The sequence below is a fragment of the Blautia sp. DFI.3.45 genome, assembly GCF_020593505.1.
Lineage (GTDB): Bacteria > Bacillota > Clostridia > Lachnospirales > Lachnospiraceae > Blautia_A > Blautia_A wexlerae.
Window position 1 is genome coordinate 24,520 of sequence record NZ_JAJDMI010000006.1, and the last position, 16,466, is coordinate 40,985.

Sequence of the window (16,466 nt, forward strand, 5' to 3'; positions counted from 1 at the left end):
ATAAAAAATTAGAAAATTTCTATAAATGCGCTTGTGAAAATGACGAAAAAGGCATATAATTAACGTTACAATATGTAAAGAGTGCAATAAAAAGAGAAAAAACAGGTATAAGGAGGGTGCGAAATGCTAGATCAGTCATTTTATCAGAAAGCGGATGAGATCATTGCTTTCTATGGTAAAAAGCCGGCATCACTGATTCCGATCATGCAGGATATTCAGGGGGTGTACAGATATCTCCCGGAAGAATTGCTTACATATGTTGCGGAGCAGATCGGTGTGACAGAAGCGAAAGCGTTCAGTGTTGCCACATTTTATGAGAATTTCTCATTTGATGCGAAAGGTAAATATGTGATCAAGGTCTGTGACGGAACAGCCTGTCATGTAAGAAAATCAATACCGGTTCTGGAGGAACTTTATAAGAAACTGGGGCTGTCAAAGACAAAGAAGACGACAGACGATATGATGTTTACTGTGGAAACAGTTTCCTGTCTTGGTGCCTGCGGACTTGCACCGACTATGATGGTCAATGAAGAGGTATATCCGAGAATGACTCCGGAGAAGGCAGATGAGCTGATTGATAAACTGAGAGGGGGCGAACAGGGATGATCCAGAATAAGGAAGTATTGGAGCAGATCAGAGAAGAAGCTGTGAAAGAACTTAATTCTTATGACTGTCGTATTCTTGTCTGTTCAGGTACCGGATGTGTGGCAACCGGTTCTCAGAAAATTTATGAGAAATTCATGGAGATTGCCAAAGATGCTCCGGGAGTTACCATTGAGTTTGGACCTCATGACAAAGATGCACATGTAGGTATAAAGAAAACAGGATGTCAGGGTGTCTGTGAACTTGGACCACTTGTTCGTATCCAGAAAGGCGACGATGTGATCCAGTATACGAAGGTTCAGATCGAAGACTGCCAGGAGATTTTTGAGAAGAGTGTTCAGGGTAATGAGACTATCGAGAGACTGCTTTATCAGAAAGGCGGTAAAGTAAGCCGCGGACCGGAAGATATTCCGTTTATCGCGAAACAGACCCGTATTGTTTTGAAGAACTGTGGTAAGTTTGATGCAGAATCTCTGAATGAGTACATAGCAAGCGGCGGTTTCCAGGCTCTGGAGAAAGCAATGTTTGAGATGAATCCGGATCTGGTTATTGATCAGGTTGATAAATCCGGTATCCGCGGACGTGGTGGCGGCGGTTTCCCGGCAGGTAAGAAATGGATTCAGGTAGCACGCCAGGCTGATCCTGTTCATTATGTGGTTTGTAACGGTGATGAGGGTGACCCGGGAGCATTTATGGATGGCTCCGTAATGGAAGGTGATCCGTATCGTCTGATCGAAGGTATGATGCTTGCAGCTTACGCAGTAAGAGCACAGCATGGATATATTTATGTACGTGCAGAATATCCGCAGTCTGTAGCACGTCTGAAACATGCAATTGCAGTTCTGGAGGAGAACGGACTTCTGGGAGACAATATTCTTGGAACAGGATTCTCTTTCCATATGCATATCAACCGTGGTGCAGGAGCTTTTGTATGTGGTGAAGGTTCTGCCCTGACTGCATCTATCGAAGGAAGCAGAGGCATGCCTCGTGTAAAACCGCCCCGTACAGTTGAACAGGGATTGTGGGCAAAGCCTACTGTTCTGAATAACGTAGAAACTTATGCAAATATTCCGGAGATCATTCTCAAAGGAGCTGACTGGTACAGAAGTATCGGTACAGAGGGTTCACCTGGAACAAAGACTTTCTCATTGACCGGTTCTATCGAAAATACAGGTCTGATCGAAGTTCCGATGGGAACAACTTTAAGAGAGATTATTTTCGATATCGGTGGAGGTCTGAAATCCGGCGCTGCATTCAAGGCTGTTCAGATTGGCGGACCATCCGGTGGATGTCTGACAGAAGAACATTTGGATGTACCTCTTGATTTCGACTCTGTTAAGAAATATGGTGCGATCGTTGGTTCCGGTGGTCTGGTAGTTATGGATGAACATACCTGTATGGTAGAGGTTGCACGTTTCTTTATGGGCTTCACCCAGAGAGAATCCTGCGGTAAATGTGGTCCCTGCCGTATCGGCACCAAGCGTATGCTTGAGATCCTTGAGAGGATCGTAGACGGAAAGGGTGAAGTAGAGGATCTGGATAAACTGGAGCATCTTGGAAACTTTATCAAGGACCGTTCACTCTGCGGACTTGGAAAGAGTGCACCGCTTCCTGTACTTTCCACATTAAGAAACTTCAGAGATGAATATGTAGAGCATATTGTTGATAAAAAGTGCGCGGCTCATGTATGTAAGGCAATGCGTTCTTATGTGATCGATCCTGAGAAATGTAAAGGATGTACCAAGTGTGCGAGAAACTGTCCGGTTGGTGCGATCACAGGCAATAAGAAAGAGCCTCACAGCATTGATACCTCCAAGTGTATTAAGTGCGGAACATGTCTGGAAAATTGTGTATTCGGCGCAATTTCTGTGAATTAAGGAGGGTGAAAAGATGATTCATTTGACAATAGATGGAATTCCTGTAGAAGTGGAAAAAGGTACGACCATTCTGCAGGCTGCCAGACAGATCGGAGTGGAGATTCCTACACTCTGCTATCTGGAAGATGTATTGCCGGATGGTTCCTGTCGTTTGTGCGTGGTAGAAGTAACAAACAATGGAAGAACCAAATTTGATACGGCATGTACACTTCGCTGCTCAGAGGGTGATGAAGTACAGACAATGTCAGAGAAGGTAGTTGCATATCGTAAAGATACCCTTGACCTCCTTCTTTCTGATCATCGTGTACATTGCTTCTCCTGTGAGGCAAACGGTGACTGTAAATTACAGGACTACTGTTTTGAATATGGTGTGACTGAGACAAGCTATCCCGGTGAAATGAAGGATATGCCGATAGATGATACCAATAAATTCTTTACCTATGATCCAAGCCTGTGTATTCTCTGTCATCGCTGCGTGAATACATGTAAGGAGATTGTGGGAAGAGGTGCCATCGACACTATGGATCGTGGTTTCCAGTCAGTGATCGGTGCACATTACAAACATAAATGGAACGAAGGTATCTGTGAATCCTGCGGTAACTGTGTACAGGCCTGTCCGACAGGTGCACTGACCATGAAGCGCAGAAAGAAATATCGTCCGTACCAGATTGACAAGAAGGTTCTGACTACCTGTCCTCACTGTGCAACAGGCTGCCAGTATTATCTCCTTGTAAAAGACGGAAAGATCGTAGATACAGAAGCTGTAAACGGACCGTCCAACAAAGGGCTGCTCTGTGTTAAGGGACGCAGCGGATGTTTCGATTTCGTACAGTCACCGGAGCGTATTAAATATCCGCTGATCAAGAATAAAGAGACAGGTGAATTCGAACGTGCAACATGGGATGAGGCGCTGGATCTTGTTGCTTCCAAATTTATGGAGATCAAGAAACAGTACGGCTCTGATTCTCTTGCAGGCTTTGCATGTTCCAGATCACCCAATGAAGATATTTACATGGTACAGAAGATGGTTCGCTGCTGCTTCGGCACCAACAATACAGATAACTGTGCACGTGTATGTCATTCCGCATCTGTAGCAGGTCTTGCGATGACTCTTGGCTCAGGTGCCATGACAAACCCAATTGAGGATATCACAAAGAATGCAGATCTGATCATGCTGGTTGGTTCCAACCCTGAGGAAGCACATCCTGTAGTCGGCATGCAGATCCGTCAGGCCATCAAGAGAGGCTGCAAGCTGATCGTAGTTGATCCTCGTGATATCGGTCTGGCTAAGAAAGCAGATATCCATCTGAAACTGAAACCTGGTACAAATGTTGCTTTTGCAAACGGCATCATGAATGTGATCCTTTCTGAAGGTCTTCAGGATGACAAGTTCATTGCAGAGCGTACCGAAGGTTTTGAAGAATTAAAGGAAATCGTAAAAGATTACACACCTGAGAAGGTAGCTGAAATCTGCCACATTGACGCAGACGATCTGAGAAAAGCAGCGATCATGTATGCAAAAGCTGACCGCGCTCCAATCATCTACTGTCTTGGTGTAACCGAACATTCCACAGGTACAGAGGGCGTTATGTCCATGTCCAATATGGCAATGATGGTTGGTAAGCTTGGACGTGAAGGCTGTGGTGTTAACCCGCTTCGTGGACAGAATAACGTACAGGGTGCCTGCGATATGGGCGCTCAGCCGAATGTATATCCAGGATATCAGAAGGTTACTGATCCTGCAGTTCGTGAGAAATTTGAGAAAGCATGGGGTGTAAAACTTGATCCGAATATAGGAACTCATGCAACTGATGTATTCCCGAAAGCAATCACAGGCGAGATCAAAGGTCTGTATATCTATGGTGAGGACCCGGTAGTTACTGATCCGGATACCACACACATTATCAAAGCATTAAAGAGTCTTGATTTCTTTGTACTTCAGGAACTTTTCATGACAGAGACAGCTCAGTATGCAGATGTTATCCTTCCTGGTGTAAGCTATGCAGAGAAAGAGGGTACATTTACCAATACAGAGCGCCGCGTACAGAGAGTCCGCAAGGCTGTCACAGTACCTGGAGAGATGAGACTGGATACAGATATTATTATTGATCTGATGAACCGCATGGGATATCCGCAGCCACATCTGACTTCTGCTCAGATCATGGATGAGATCGCATCCCTGACACCGAGCTTCGCAGGTATCAGCCATGAACGTCTTGACAGTGAAGAAGTTCATGGACAGGGACTTCAGTGGCCATGTACCTCCAAGGATCATCCGGGAACACCGATCATGCATGTTGGTAAATTCTCCCGTGGTCTTGGCTGGTTCTACCCTGCAAAATATGTACCGTCAGCAGAACTTCCGGATAAGGAATATCCGATCATCCTTATGACAGGACGTATTCTGTATCATTACACAACAAGAGCCATGACAGGAAAGACACCTGAGCTTATGGAGATAGAAGGTAAGTCATTTATCGAAATGAACATCGTAGATGCCGATAAGCTGGGTATCAAAAACGGTGATAAAGTCAGAGTTTCTTCCAGACGAGGATCCATTGAATCTACCGCTCGTGTAGGTACAAAGACCTCACCGGGTGAGAGCTGGATGCCATTCCACTTCCCGGATGGAAATGCAAACTGGCTGACCAACGCCGCACTTGACAAATACGCAAGAATTCCTGAATATAAGGTATGCGCAATTAAGATTGAGAAAGCATAAAACAATATCGGAGACAAAGTTCCGGATCTGATATCGTAAATATTATATGGGGCTGTCGCACATGGATCTGCTGTCCTTGCGGCAGCTCCATATTCCTTTATGGAAAGGCAAAAATAATCATTCGGCAGTACATCATTCTGTGAAAGTACGGAACGGTTACAGATAATTTTTTGTGAAAAATATAGTGTTACATAATAAGGAGTACGAGGCATGCAGAGATTTCAGTCAATCCTTCAGTTTAAAAAAGTCAGTTGTAAAAATTGTTACAAATGTGTTCGGAACTGCCCGGTCAAGGCGATACGTGTTCATGATCATCAGGCCAGGATCATAGAAAGTCAGTGTATTTACTGTGAGAAGTGTATCCTTGTCTGCCCGCAGGATGCCAAGGAAGAGCAGAATATGATTCCTGCAATCTGCAATGCAATGGAGAATAAGACGCAGGTTATAGCCTCTCTTCATCCAGCATATCTGGCACGTTTTGGGGTAACCGGTATCAATGGAATAAGGGAAGCGATGAAGAAGCTGGGATTTGCAGATGCAGCGGATGCAGCAGAAGGTGCAAGCCTGATGATTTCGCAGTACAGAGCACTTTTTGCGGAACAGAAAGAGCCGGGAATAATGATCTCTTCTGCCTGCCCTGTAATCGTACAGCTTGTCAAGAAACACTATCCGCATCTTCTGGGAAATCTGGTACAGTCTGCCTCTATGATGCAGTTTCATGCCAGTTATCTGAAAAAAAAATATCCGAAGGCAGAGATTGTCTATGTAAGTCCCTGTATTTCAGCTATGTCAGAGTTGAGAGACTCAGGAAATGAAGTGGATTATGTGATCACATTGGAAGAGCTGGCACAATGGATGAAAAAAGAAGGGATTTCCATAACTGAGAAAGAACCTGAGCAGATTGCCTACCGTTCCAGAGAAATCGCCATTGCGGATGGTTTAACAGACCTGCTTGGGGCTGTAAAGGGAATCCGCAGGCTTTCTGTAAGTGGGATGGAGCAGTGCAGGGAGGTTCTGGAAGAACTTCATCCGGAGGATTTTGAAAATTGCTTTCTTGAGATGTATGCATGCAGCGGCGGCTGTGTGGCAGGTCCTTCTTTCCAGATGAAGAAGGGACATTATCTGGCAGATGTTCTTGCAGTGAAGAATGCAGCCTTTGGAAAAGATTTTCACAGAGAGCAGGGAGACTATGAACTTCCGGGATTTGAATTGAGAAAGAATTTCGGTTACTGTCCTGCACAGGAACAGGAAGAGGTCTCAGAGGAAGAAATCAGGGATGCTCTGGCGGAAATGGGAAAATTTTCTCCAAAGGATGAATTAAACTGCGGTGCCTGCGGGTACAACACATGCAGGGAAAAGGCAATTGCCATTATCCAGAATAAGGCTGAGGTTGCCATGTGTATTCCATATATGCGGGCAAAACAGGAAAGTTACTCCAATAAAGTCTTTAATGCCATGCCCGGACTTCTGGTAACTGTGGATTATAATCTGAAGATCATTCAGATGAATGAGGCGGCGTCCAAATTGTTCAATATGCCGAAAAAGCGGCGCCTGATCGGGAAACCGGTATCGGAGATCATGGATGATTACAGTCTGGCGAGTATACTGGCTTTTGAACGGAATCTGATGCAGGATGAGATTTATCTGGAGGATCAGAAATGTTATCTGGATCGCGTAATGACGAATGATAAAGAAAATAAAATGATTCTCTGCATTATGAAGGATATTACAAAGGAGCGGAAGCATAAAGATCAGATTCATAATGCCCAGATTGAAGCTGCGCGTATGGCAGATAAGCTGGTAGAAGAACAGCTGAAGATCGTGCAGCAGATCGCCGGACTTCTTGGAGAAACTGCTGCGGACACCAAAGTGGCAGTAGAAAAACTGAAAAATACCATACTTCTGGAGAGTGAAGAAGAGAATGAAAAGAAATAAGCATCATGGACTGAATGTGGAATTTGACGGCTTATGCATGGATTTTGGTCATGTGAGCCTGAATAAAAAGAAAGAATTTCTCTGTGGGGACTGCTATAAGATTGAAGAAAATGATGAAGACCATGTTCTGGTGCTTTCTGACGGACTTGGGAGCGGAGTAAAGGCGAATATCCTTTCCACGCTGACTGCGACCATGCTCAGTACCATGATCATTAATCAGGTGGAACTGGATGAGGCAGTGCGTGCAGTGGCAAAAACGCTTCCTGTGTGCAGTGTGAGAAATCTGGCATATGCCACCTTTACAGTGCTGAATTTTCAGGGGAAACAGGTAAGCCTTTATCAGTTTGATAATCCGGATGCAATTCTGATCCGGGATGGCGAGCTCTTTGATTATCCGGTGGAGACAAGTATGATCGAAGAGAAGGAAATCCATAAAAGCTGTTTTGAACTGAAAGATGAGGATATGCTGATCATTATGTCCGACGGTGTCACCAATGCGGGAATGGGAAAAACTACCAACGGCGGCTGGGGAAGAGATGATGTAATGGCTTTCTGCAGGGCAAAGTACCATAAAGGGATGAGCGCACAGGAGATGGCAGGCTATCTGGCAGAGGCCAGCCTGGATCTGAATCTGAATGAAACGGATGATGATATTACAGCCATTGTTCTGCGGATGCGGCATAAACAGGTGGTAAACCTTATGATCGGTCCGCCAAGTAAGGAGGAACATGATGAGCGATATCTGAAGTCCTTTTTCGATTCAGAGGGATATCATGTAATCTGCGGCGGAACTACTGCACAGTGTGCTGCCAGGTATTTGGATAAAGAGCTGATCTCTCTTAGTGAAACTGCCTGCGGAGACGTTCCTGCCTATTATAAGCTGGAAGGTACAGAGCTGGTGACAGAGGGATTTCTTACGATTGAGCATTTACTTGAATATTGTGAAGAATGGATGGAGGACAGGCTGTCCTTTAACAGGCTGAAACGAAAAAAAGATGCGGCAGCATTGCTTGGTGTGATGCTGTTTGAGCAGGCAACGGATATTAATTTCTACTTCGGTGGTGCTATCAATAAGAGTAACGTGGAATTGGGAATCACAGAAAAAAGGAAAGAACAGGTAGCAGAAGAACTTGTGGAGCATCTGCAGAATGCAGGAAAGAATGTGAATATTGCATTCTGGGCGATCTGAGAAAGCAGGAAAAACAGCAGTACATGGTTTTATAAAGAGATATCAGGGTTACTGTTCACTGGTAATATCCCGCGAGGTGTTTTTTGTGAGCGAAGGTCACAGAAAACCCGAGACATACCGCGCGAATTTATGCGATTAGCATAAATTGAGTTTGCAAAGCAAACGATACTCCTTGGGCTTTGCGCAAGGAGGTTCATATTTTTTGCATCGCGAAGCGTGTTGCTGTGAACGGAGTGAACAGTAACACATCAGGAAGGATGAGACAGAAAATGGCGAAGATATTATGTGTATGCATCAGTAAGGAACGCAAGACCTGCTCGCAGAACATTCATGAATGCGAAGCTGATCTGCAGGGACTTGTGGGAGATGTGCATTATGGAATGGGCGGAAGAAAGCAGGTCAGTCTTCTTCCTTATGAGAAGGTAAAAGAATATTTCGAACAGTCCGAAGAAGAATTCAGATATGGCAGATTTGGAGAAAATCTCCTTGTGGAAGGGATTAACTGGAACAGTATTGCGGAGGGGAACAGATTTCGTTGTGGAGATGTACTTCTGGAAGCAGTCAGGATCGGTGCGGGCGGTCCTGCATCAGATGCCTATAAGGGAGAAAAGGTATGCACGCCCATGGAACCCTGGTTTGTATTCTGTCAGATTCTGGAGGCAGGAAGGCTGAGAGAAGGAGAAATCATTCTCCAACAGAGATGAAAAATATGTAATTCTTCAGCAGTGGGCTGAATATTATGATGTTATAGCAATTTCCAAAATACTGAAGACAATCTGGTTTATAAAAAATAAGGCTCTAATGGAGTATCTTAGTGATATTATTCTCTGAAATTGCTATAGAGTTCAAAAGGTAAAACTAATATATCCGTCAATTGACCCGGTGGTTATAAAGGTATTGAAAAGACTATAAAAATGTAATATACAAGAGGAGGAATTAGTGCGTGGAGGGAATCAGTGTAGAACAGGCAGTGGAACAGATTCTGCAGCATACGCCTGTAATAAACGAGACAGAAGAAACAGAACTGAATAAAGCAGGGGGAAGAGTCCTAGCGCAGGATATGGTGGCAGGGTTTGACAATCCTCCTTTTGACCGCTCTCCGGTAGATGGCTATGCGTGTAAGGCAGAGGACCTTGCAGGTGCCACTAAAGAGCATCCGGTGAGGCTGAAAGTCATGGAAGAAATCGATGCCGGACAGTATTCGGAAAGAGAAATCCAGCAGGGACAGGCAGTGCGCATTATGACAGGGGCTGCAATACCCAATGGCTGCAACTGCTGTATTTATCAGGAGGATACCGATTATGGAGAAGATACGGTAGAAGTTTACAGTGAACAGAAGCGATGGAGTAATTATTGCTTCTCAGGAGAGGATTTCAAAAAGGGAACTACACTTCTGAAAAAAGGAACACATATTGGATATGTGGAGGCAGCAATTCTGGCCGGAATGGGAGTGGCGAAAGTGCCGGTTTACCGTCAACCGAGAATCGTGCTTCTGACTACAGGAGATGAGGTGGTAGAACCGGGAATTCCATTGCCGGAAGGAAAAATTTACAACAGCAATATGACAATGCTGTCTGTCAGACTGCGTGAACTGGGAATCGAATCTTTCCATATGGAAGCAGTTAAAGATGATCCGACGGTTATGTCTGAGAAATTAAAAGAAGCAGCAAAAGTGGCAGATATGATCATCACTACGGGAGGTGTATCTGTAGGCAAGAAGGACATTATGCATGAGTCCCTGAGACTGATGGGGGCAGAGCGGATTTTCTGGAGGGTAAAGATGAAACCGGGAATGCCTACACTGTTTTCTGCATATAAAAAGACTTCCGATATAACTGCAACAGATCATTGCGCTTCAGAAAGAGAGATTCCGATCATCAGTCTCTCCGGAAATCCTTTTGGTGTTGCAGTCAGCATAGAACTTTTGATTCGTCCTGCACTGGAAAAAATGATGCAGGATCCATCAATCGGTCTGAAAGAAGTAAATGGCATTATGGCTGATAACTTTGAAAAAGGAATCAAGGGCCGCCGCTTTATCCGGGCATATCTGGAAAATGGAAAATTTCATCTTCCCAATGGTCTTCACTCTAACGGAGTCCTCAGTTCCATGGCCGGCTGCAATTGCCTGATTGATACAAAAACCATGGAAAATCAGGAAAGCAGAAGCCTGAACGCAGGGGATAAAGTGGGCGCGATTTTGCTTTGAGAGGAGCAGCAAACAGGTGGAAAGAAAAAGAATATTTGCAATCAGCGGTGTAAAGAATTCAGGGAAAACAACTCTGATCTGCAGGCTTTTGGAGATTTTTAAAGACAAGGGCCTTAAAGTGGCGGTGTTGAAGCATGACGGGCATGATTTCGTGCCGGACGTACCAGGAACGGATACATACTGTCAGCTTCAGTCCGGAGCCTACGGCACAGCAGTTTTTTCAGCAGGCAAATATATGCTGGTAAAACAGCAGCCGCAGATTTCCGAAAAAGAGCTGGCAGAATTTTTTCCGGAGGCAGATCTGATCTTACTGGAAGGATTTAAATACAGTACTTATCCGAAAATTGAAATTATCCGTAAGGGAAATTCGGCAGAAAGTGTCTGCAATCCGGAAAAACTGATGGCGATCGCCACAAACCTGGATGCAGAGGAAAGAGATGCACTGTCTGTACTGGAAAATGTTCCATTCTTTGAACTGGACAATGCAGAGTGTATTGCAGAATTTATTCTGTCGGATTATTTCCGGTAAAGAGTTTCATACGGTCACGTCGCGCGGCACAGATAAGGGTAAGGTGGTATTCTTTGGCCATGGCAACTGCCTCGGCGGAAGGGGATGCCTTGCTTGCCAGAACCGGTATTCCGGCGCGGATTGCCTTGATCACCATATCTGTAGGGATACGTCCACTGGAATAAACCACGCATTTTTTCAGGTCAATATTATGGCGCAGGGCATAACCGATGGCCTTATCCAGAGCATTATGACGTCCGATATCTTCGCACTGAAAGAGCAGTTCTCCGCCACAGGCAAGAAAACAGCTGTGAGTTGCCCAGGTCTGGCTGTGAAGCGGGGTACCATTGGCGAAACAGTCTGCAAGATCAAAGATCCACTGTTTTTTCCATGGGACAGGTGTAACTGGCGTCATTGGCTGATCTGTGATAAAATAATCATTAAGAACACGATTTCCGGTGCAGCAGGTCGGAGTAGGAGCAACATAATCTTCATTTTCCTCATGAGACTGCCCGGATTTATTTTTACTCAGGATCACGCGGGCACGTTTGCCGAATTCACAGATGTAGATCTGGTCAACGTCATCAGCAGAAGAGATGATTCCTTCAGTAAAAAGACGCCCCAGAACCAGTTCAGCCAGATGTTGTGGGATACAGATCAGTTTCATGGTCAGACGTTCATTTACATATACATCCATCATGTGTTCCACAAGGATTGGTTCTGTTTCTTCATGAGTTTCTCCGTCACGACCCAGAAACTCATAGGTAACATTCTCGAGCAGATTCAGGTTGTGGTATTGTTCGTTGATTTTCATAGGACAGTTCCTTTCGTCCGGTAAGGATTTTAATAATCTTGATACATTAAGTATAGACTGCGGAGTATGGAGTGTCAAACGATTATGAGAGAAAATATTGCCTGTGATTTTGACGACGAATAACAGAAGAAAAGGTTACAAAGGTTGCGGTTCACCCGTATCCGGTAACAGGAAAATCAATTATTAGAAAGTAAAAGGCAGGTAGAGCCGATGATAGACAAATATGGAAGAGAAATAGATTATTTAAGGATTTCCCTGACAGACAGATGTAATCTGAGATGCATTTACTGTATGCCGGAAGAAGGCGTAAAATCCCTTTCTCATGCAGAAATCCTCACATACGATGAGATTCTCCGCATCTGCAGGTGCGCAGCAGATCTGGGAATCCGTAAGATTAAACTGACAGGCGGTGAGCCTCTTGTTCGTAAGGGCTGTGCAAGTCTTGTAAAACAGATCAAGGCGATCCCGGGAATTGAGAAAGTGACATTAACAACAAATGGAATCCTGCTCGCCGAGCAGCTGGATGCATTACTGGATGCAGGAATTGACGCCATTAATATCAGTCTGGATACTTTGGATTCGGAACTGTTCAAAAAAGTAGCGAGACGTGACGGACTGGAAAAGGTATTTGAGGGAATCGAAGCAGCACTTGCACATCCGGGACTTTCCCTGAAGATCAACAGCGTTCCGGTGATCAAGGAAAAAGAAAACTTCATCGGGATTGCAGGACTGGCGCAGAAATATCCAATCCATGTGCGTTTTATCGAGATGATGCCAATCGGATTCGGAAAACAGTTCCCATTCCAGGATGAAGAATCTATCAAAGCAGTACTGGAAGAAGCCTACGGTCCGATGCATGCAGTCAATGAACGCTACGGAAACGGTCCATGCCATTACTATGAAATCGCAGGATTTAAGGGAAAAATCGGATTTATCAGTGCAATGACCCACAAATTCTGCAGTCAGTGCAATCGAGTACGTCTTACATCCGAAGGATTCATGAAAGGATGCCTCCAGTATCAGAAAGGTACAGACCTGCGGGGGCTTATGCGCGGCGGCTGCACAGATTCGGAACTGAAAAAAGCAATTTATCAGGTGATCTGGAATAAACCGGTGAGCCATAATTTTTATGAAGCGAAGACAGAGCAGGATGAAATCAGAGGAATGTCACAGATTGGTGGGTGAGGTATGTAAATAAGAAAGACACTTTTCTTCTAACATTTTGAAATTGCAGCATCTTGCGGCAAGGGAAGAATCTGGTTTGGCAATACACTTCTGGTATAATTTCATGGCTTTGTTTTGCAAAGTATTCTGAATATTGTCAATCAGAAATTTTTCTTTTTGGAGCAGATAAATATAATCGGTTTTTTCTTTGTCACTTTTAAAAGAACGGAAACAATCAATCTGATTATATTTTAATTGCGTAAGACAATTGTCTGGAACGGGAATCATGTTATTGATATTTAATACTGCATAAAGATATCTGGTAGATTCATCCTGAAGTTTGTGGAAATCCAGACTGTTTGACATTTTTTGATGTTTGGGTTTGGCGGAAGAGATAGGAACATAGTAATGAAAATTTCCAATTGTAAGAAGAGTTCCTACATGAAGTTTTAAACGTTCCCCATATTCCACATATCCAACGTGGGAATCAAATTGTGTTAGGTAATTTATATATTTTTTATCAACAATATACCAATTCATAAAACCTCCTGAAAGTAAAAAGTGGGTGGATTACTCCACCCATTACTGTTAATCGATTGTTTTAATTGGACAACCTAACCGCTTTTAAACGAGTGTTTTGGCTGGACACTCTAACCGCTATACAGACATTTCTGTCTGTGATTTTATTATATGTAATATGAAGAAAAAAATCAATACTTTTATTGATGATTTATATAAACAAAAAGGAAAACTGATAATGAGAAAGAAAGAAATTTCTATGATTATTCTTGCTGGCGGTGCCAGCAGCCGCATGGGACGGGACAAATCAGATCTGACGATAGATGGGAAGACATTTCTTGAGATGCAGATAGAAAAGGGGGAAAAGCTTGGAATCAGTGATATTCTTCTGTCTGGCTATCATGGTGAAAATAAATATAAATATCCCATTATACCAGACCGCTTCCCGGGAAAAGGTCCGTTGGGAGGGCTGGAAGCCTGTTTTCGTAAAGCAAAGAATCCATATTGCCTGGTACTTGGTGTAGATGTTCCTCTGGTTCCGGCAGAGGAACTGGCTGCACTGATTCGCCAATCTCTGCATTCAGATGCAAAAGCAGTGATACTGAGCCACGGCGGGCATGAGGAACCTCTTATGGGAGTATACCGTACAGAACTGGCAGACGCCATGCTTGAAGAAATCACTCTGCGCAAAGGCGCGGTATTTGCTTTTCTGCGGAAAAATGGATACGAATGCTACGAAAGCCAGGCTGTGGCCTGGTATTTTTCCAATATCAATGATTCGGAAACATATAAAGAAATAGCGGGAAATCATTTTAGATTCAATTGGAAAACTGTGATGAGAGTCGACAGAAACGTTTGATTGCTTATTACAGGAATAGCTGACAAAATGAACTGTTGATGTATTTTCAACATTAAAGAATAAGGGTGGTGATTATGGCTGAGTATAAGAATTGGTATTTGGCTGGAGAATCGGGAATGAAGGATGAGAGAAAAAAATTAAAATTAATTATATTACAATGCATAGCTGTGATAACTGCAAATTTTATTACAATCTGGTATTTCGAAGAACTTTTTTTCAGGGGATTTTGGTATGTTATTTTTGCATCATTTATTTTAACTTTTATATATATCATACGGAGTTTTTGCTGTTTGAGAAAGATTCGTGTATTTTGGTTTGCGGCAATACCAGTTTTTCTATTTGGAATATATCTGGCATTTTTGTTTAATGATGGAATAAAAAAATTAAACTTTCAGGTATATAAGGAAAAAAGGACTGAAATTGTTCAGATGGTACAGAATAACCAGATAAAAATAAGGAAAGATATGGAATTAATCGAACTACCAGAAGATTATAAAAAATGTTCTTCAGGTGGAGAAGCTGTAGTCCGGAAAAATAATGGCAGTTATACAGTGGGATTCTGGTATACACAAGGCTTTTTGGACAGTGGATTTTCTTTATTTGCCTATAGTAATGATGACAGTCGGACAGATGTGATTCAGATGGTAAAAGAATATGGAGGAATAGAATATGAAATTAATCTGTCTGAGAAAGAAAAGGGCTGGTATTATGTTACGGCAAAAGTCGGTGAGTAATTGAGAAAATGAAAGCGAAATATGTCTGGCGGTTCAAATTAGAATTAAGGAGAACAGAAATATGGATATACAAATACTAAATATTGCTGAACTGTTACTATTTGTTTTCATGATTTGTACTTGTATAAGGATATACAGACAAAAGAAACAAAAAGGAAAAATATCGTTAAAAACGTTAATTATGTTTTTGATAAACCTTATATTCTATGCTATGGTAACTGGAACTAATTATCATCGAACTCACCCGGGAGAGAGTAAATTTCAGGCAGGGATTACATATAATAATGTACGTATATTTATTTATAGTATTGTCTTTTGTTTAGGCCTGGCAATCATGAAGAAAATGAAAAAGCTTGCGTCAAAGTGGATTATAACATGGGCGATATTATGTACGGTATTTCTAATTGTAATGTCGTTTTGCGAAATAGAAAATGCATATGTGAGTTTTTCAACAGCAGATTAGGCAGAAAAGTATTATGGAATTGAAAAAAATAAAATAGATGAAATATATGGTGAAGATTCCATAGAGGTATTATATCTTGAAGATAGACAAATGAATAGTAAAATAATTTATAAAGAAGAAGGAGGGTGGAAATGTACATCACATTCTGAGATAAAATGTCTTTATAATAGGGCTGATTTTAAGAAAGATAATACAATTGTTGTGCGAGAATGTACGATAACCGGAGAACTGTATATCAGTGTTATTTGTGGAAAGAAAGATAATAAAGATTTCCAGATATCAGATATACAAAATACAATTTTTACAAAAAAAGAATTTGTAAATAAAAATGGAGAACAGATAAGTTATAATGGCTATCTTGGAAAAGAAAAACCAAAAAATTATGTGATTCACTTAGATGGCGAAGAGATATCTATAGACTGGAACGAAAGTGATATTATGATTGTTTGACAGGAACAAAGTTAAAGATGAATAAAGTTGATTATGAAGAGAACGGTTGGCATTCCCCCACCGACCGTTTTTTTTGTACCCATTTTTAAGAAAAAAGAGGTGAAAAACTATGAAATACAGAATAATTACATTAATTGGTCTTGCCGAAAGTACTCTGGCAGTGTGTTTTGGAGGTTGGGATAAATTCCTGCAGACATTGCTTTTGTTTATGGCAATCGACTGGTTTACAGGGGGAATCCTTCTTCCGGCAGTATTTGGAAAAAGTCCGAAATCTGAAAATGGTGCACTGGAAAGCAGAGCAGGCTAGAAAGGGTTGTGCAGAAAAGGCATGACATTGTTGTATGTTCTCATTGCTGCCCGTCTGGAGGCATTGATGGGAACAGAATATCTGAGAGATAAGGACAGTTGCTGTACAACTTAAAT

At 42.6% G+C, this 16,466-nt stretch carries 15 protein-coding genes; 13 read left to right on the top strand and 2 right to left on the bottom strand.

Going from position 1 to position 16,466, the window contains the following annotated elements:
- The first annotated feature begins 123 nt into the window (after positions 1–123).
- From LJE09_RS03475 to mobB, 8 genes are all read left to right on the top strand, one after another.
- Positions 124–606 carry a complex I 24 kDa subunit family protein gene (locus LJE09_RS03475; RefSeq protein ID WP_008706192.1) on the top strand — a complete coding sequence of 161 codons (483 nt, stop codon included), beginning with the start codon at positions 124–126 and terminating at the stop codon, positions 604–606.
- A complete protein-coding gene (locus tag LJE09_RS03480; protein ID WP_227310965.1) occupies positions 603–2,480 on the top strand; it encodes an NADH-quinone oxidoreductase subunit NuoF in 1,878 nt (625 codons plus the stop codon). Before LJE09_RS03475 ends, LJE09_RS03480 begins: the two co-directional genes overlap by 4 nt.
- Positions 2,481–2,493: 13 nt before the next feature.
- Positions 2,494–5,202, top strand: a complete 2,709-nt coding sequence (fdhF, locus tag LJE09_RS03485) for a formate dehydrogenase subunit alpha (RefSeq protein WP_055053035.1) — start codon at positions 2,494–2,496, stop codon at positions 5,200–5,202.
- Positions 5,203–5,412: 210 nt separating this feature from the next.
- Positions 5,413–7,137, top strand: coding sequence for a [Fe-Fe] hydrogenase large subunit C-terminal domain-containing protein (locus LJE09_RS03490; protein WP_055053034.1), 1,725 nt, complete (start codon positions 5,413–5,415; stop codon positions 7,135–7,137).
- The gene (locus LJE09_RS03495; protein WP_070100109.1) at positions 7,124–8,326 is read left to right on the top strand and encodes a PP2C family protein-serine/threonine phosphatase; all 1,203 of its coding nucleotides are present in this window, start codon (positions 7,124–7,126) and stop codon (positions 8,324–8,326) included. Before LJE09_RS03490 ends, LJE09_RS03495 begins: the two co-directional genes overlap by 14 nt.
- 269 nt (positions 8,327–8,595) lie before the next feature.
- Positions 8,596–9,030, top strand: coding sequence for an MOSC domain-containing protein (locus LJE09_RS03500; protein ID WP_020993504.1), 435 nt, complete (start codon positions 8,596–8,598; stop codon positions 9,028–9,030).
- A 239-nt stretch (positions 9,031–9,269) separates the two neighbouring features.
- A complete protein-coding gene (locus tag LJE09_RS03505) occupies positions 9,270–10,532 on the top strand; it encodes a molybdopterin molybdotransferase MoeA (protein ID WP_055059783.1) in 1,263 nt (420 codons plus the stop codon).
- A 16-nt stretch (positions 10,533–10,548) separates the two neighbouring features.
- The gene (gene mobB, locus LJE09_RS03510; RefSeq protein ID WP_008706182.1) at positions 10,549–11,061 is read left to right on the top strand and encodes a molybdopterin-guanine dinucleotide biosynthesis protein B; all 513 of its coding nucleotides are present in this window, start codon (positions 10,549–10,551) and stop codon (positions 11,059–11,061) included.
- Here mobB and fdhD read toward each other — a convergent pair.
- Positions 11,036–11,854: a formate dehydrogenase accessory sulfurtransferase FdhD gene (gene fdhD / locus LJE09_RS03515; protein ID WP_070100662.1), complete on the bottom strand. Its 819-nt coding sequence runs from the start codon at positions 11,852–11,854 to the stop codon at positions 11,036–11,038. The two genes, mobB and fdhD, sit on opposite strands and share 26 nt — an antisense overlap.
- 210 nt (positions 11,855–12,064) lie before the next feature.
- On the opposite strand from fdhD, the gene moaA reads away from it, so the two are divergent.
- Positions 12,065–13,039 carry a GTP 3',8-cyclase MoaA gene (gene moaA / locus LJE09_RS03520; protein ID WP_144137285.1) on the top strand — a complete coding sequence of 325 codons (975 nt, stop codon included), beginning with the start codon at positions 12,065–12,067 and terminating at the stop codon, positions 13,037–13,039.
- On the opposite strand, the gene LJE09_RS03525 is transcribed toward moaA, so the two are convergent.
- The gene (locus tag LJE09_RS03525) at positions 13,022–13,558 is read right to left on the bottom strand and encodes a type III toxin-antitoxin system ToxN/AbiQ family toxin (protein WP_144137284.1); all 537 of its coding nucleotides are present in this window, start codon (positions 13,556–13,558) and stop codon (positions 13,022–13,024) included. The two genes, moaA and LJE09_RS03525, sit on opposite strands and share 18 nt — an antisense overlap.
- 217 nt (positions 13,559–13,775) lie before the next feature.
- On the opposite strand from LJE09_RS03525, the gene mobA reads away from it, so the two are divergent.
- The 4 genes from mobA to LJE09_RS03545 all read left to right on the top strand — a co-directional run bounded on the left by mobA (position 13,776) and on the right by LJE09_RS03545 (position 16,350).
- Complete coding sequence (mobA, locus tag LJE09_RS03530) at positions 13,776–14,396, top strand: molybdenum cofactor guanylyltransferase (protein ID WP_128866314.1); 621 nt, start codon at positions 13,776–13,778, stop codon at positions 14,394–14,396.
- Between the two features lie 74 nt (positions 14,397–14,470).
- Positions 14,471–15,130 carry a CPBP family intramembrane metalloprotease gene (locus LJE09_RS03535; protein WP_144137282.1) on the top strand — a complete coding sequence of 220 codons (660 nt, stop codon included), beginning with the start codon at positions 14,471–14,473 and terminating at the stop codon, positions 15,128–15,130.
- Positions 15,131–15,683: 553 nt separating this feature from the next.
- The gene (locus tag LJE09_RS03540; RefSeq protein ID WP_227310966.1) at positions 15,684–16,043 is read left to right on the top strand and encodes a hypothetical protein; all 360 of its coding nucleotides are present in this window, start codon (positions 15,684–15,686) and stop codon (positions 16,041–16,043) included.
- Between the two features lie 109 nt (positions 16,044–16,152).
- On the top strand, positions 16,153–16,350 hold the full coding sequence (locus tag LJE09_RS03545; protein WP_055059787.1) for a phage holin family protein: 198 nt from the start codon (positions 16,153–16,155) through the stop codon (positions 16,348–16,350).
- Positions 16,351–16,466: the final 116 nt, after the last annotated feature.

Excerpts from the sequence above, each read along its gene's own strand:
- LJE09_RS03475 (WP_008706192.1), top strand. The coding sequence starts at position 124 with ATGCTAGATCAGTCATTTTATCAGAAAGCGGATGAGATCATTGCTTTC.
- LJE09_RS03480 (WP_227310965.1), top strand. The coding sequence starts at position 603 with ATGATCCAGAATAAGGAAGTATTGGAGCAGATCAGAGAAGAAGCTGTG.
- fdhF (WP_055053035.1), top strand. The coding sequence starts at position 2,494 with ATGATTCATTTGACAATAGATGGAATTCCTGTAGAAGTGGAAAAAGGT.
- LJE09_RS03490 (WP_055053034.1), top strand. The coding sequence starts at position 5,413 with ATGCAGAGATTTCAGTCAATCCTTCAGTTTAAAAAAGTCAGTTGTAAA.
- LJE09_RS03495 (WP_070100109.1), top strand. The coding sequence starts at position 7,124 with ATGAAAAGAAATAAGCATCATGGACTGAATGTGGAATTTGACGGCTTA.
- LJE09_RS03500 (WP_020993504.1), top strand. The coding sequence starts at position 8,596 with ATGGCGAAGATATTATGTGTATGCATCAGTAAGGAACGCAAGACCTGC.
- fdhD (WP_070100662.1), bottom strand. The coding sequence starts at position 11,854 with ATGAAAATCAACGAACAATACCACAACCTGAATCTGCTCGAGAATGTT.
- moaA (WP_144137285.1), top strand. The coding sequence starts at position 12,065 with ATGATAGACAAATATGGAAGAGAAATAGATTATTTAAGGATTTCCCTG.
- LJE09_RS03525 (WP_144137284.1), bottom strand. The coding sequence starts at position 13,558 with ATGAATTGGTATATTGTTGATAAAAAATATATAAATTACCTAACACAA.
- mobA (WP_128866314.1), top strand. The coding sequence starts at position 13,776 with ATGAGAAAGAAAGAAATTTCTATGATTATTCTTGCTGGCGGTGCCAGC.
- LJE09_RS03535 (WP_144137282.1), top strand. The coding sequence starts at position 14,471 with ATGGCTGAGTATAAGAATTGGTATTTGGCTGGAGAATCGGGAATGAAG.
- LJE09_RS03540 (WP_227310966.1), top strand. The coding sequence starts at position 15,684 with ATGAATAGTAAAATAATTTATAAAGAAGAAGGAGGGTGGAAATGTACA.
- LJE09_RS03545 (WP_055059787.1), top strand. The coding sequence starts at position 16,153 with ATGAAATACAGAATAATTACATTAATTGGTCTTGCCGAAAGTACTCTG.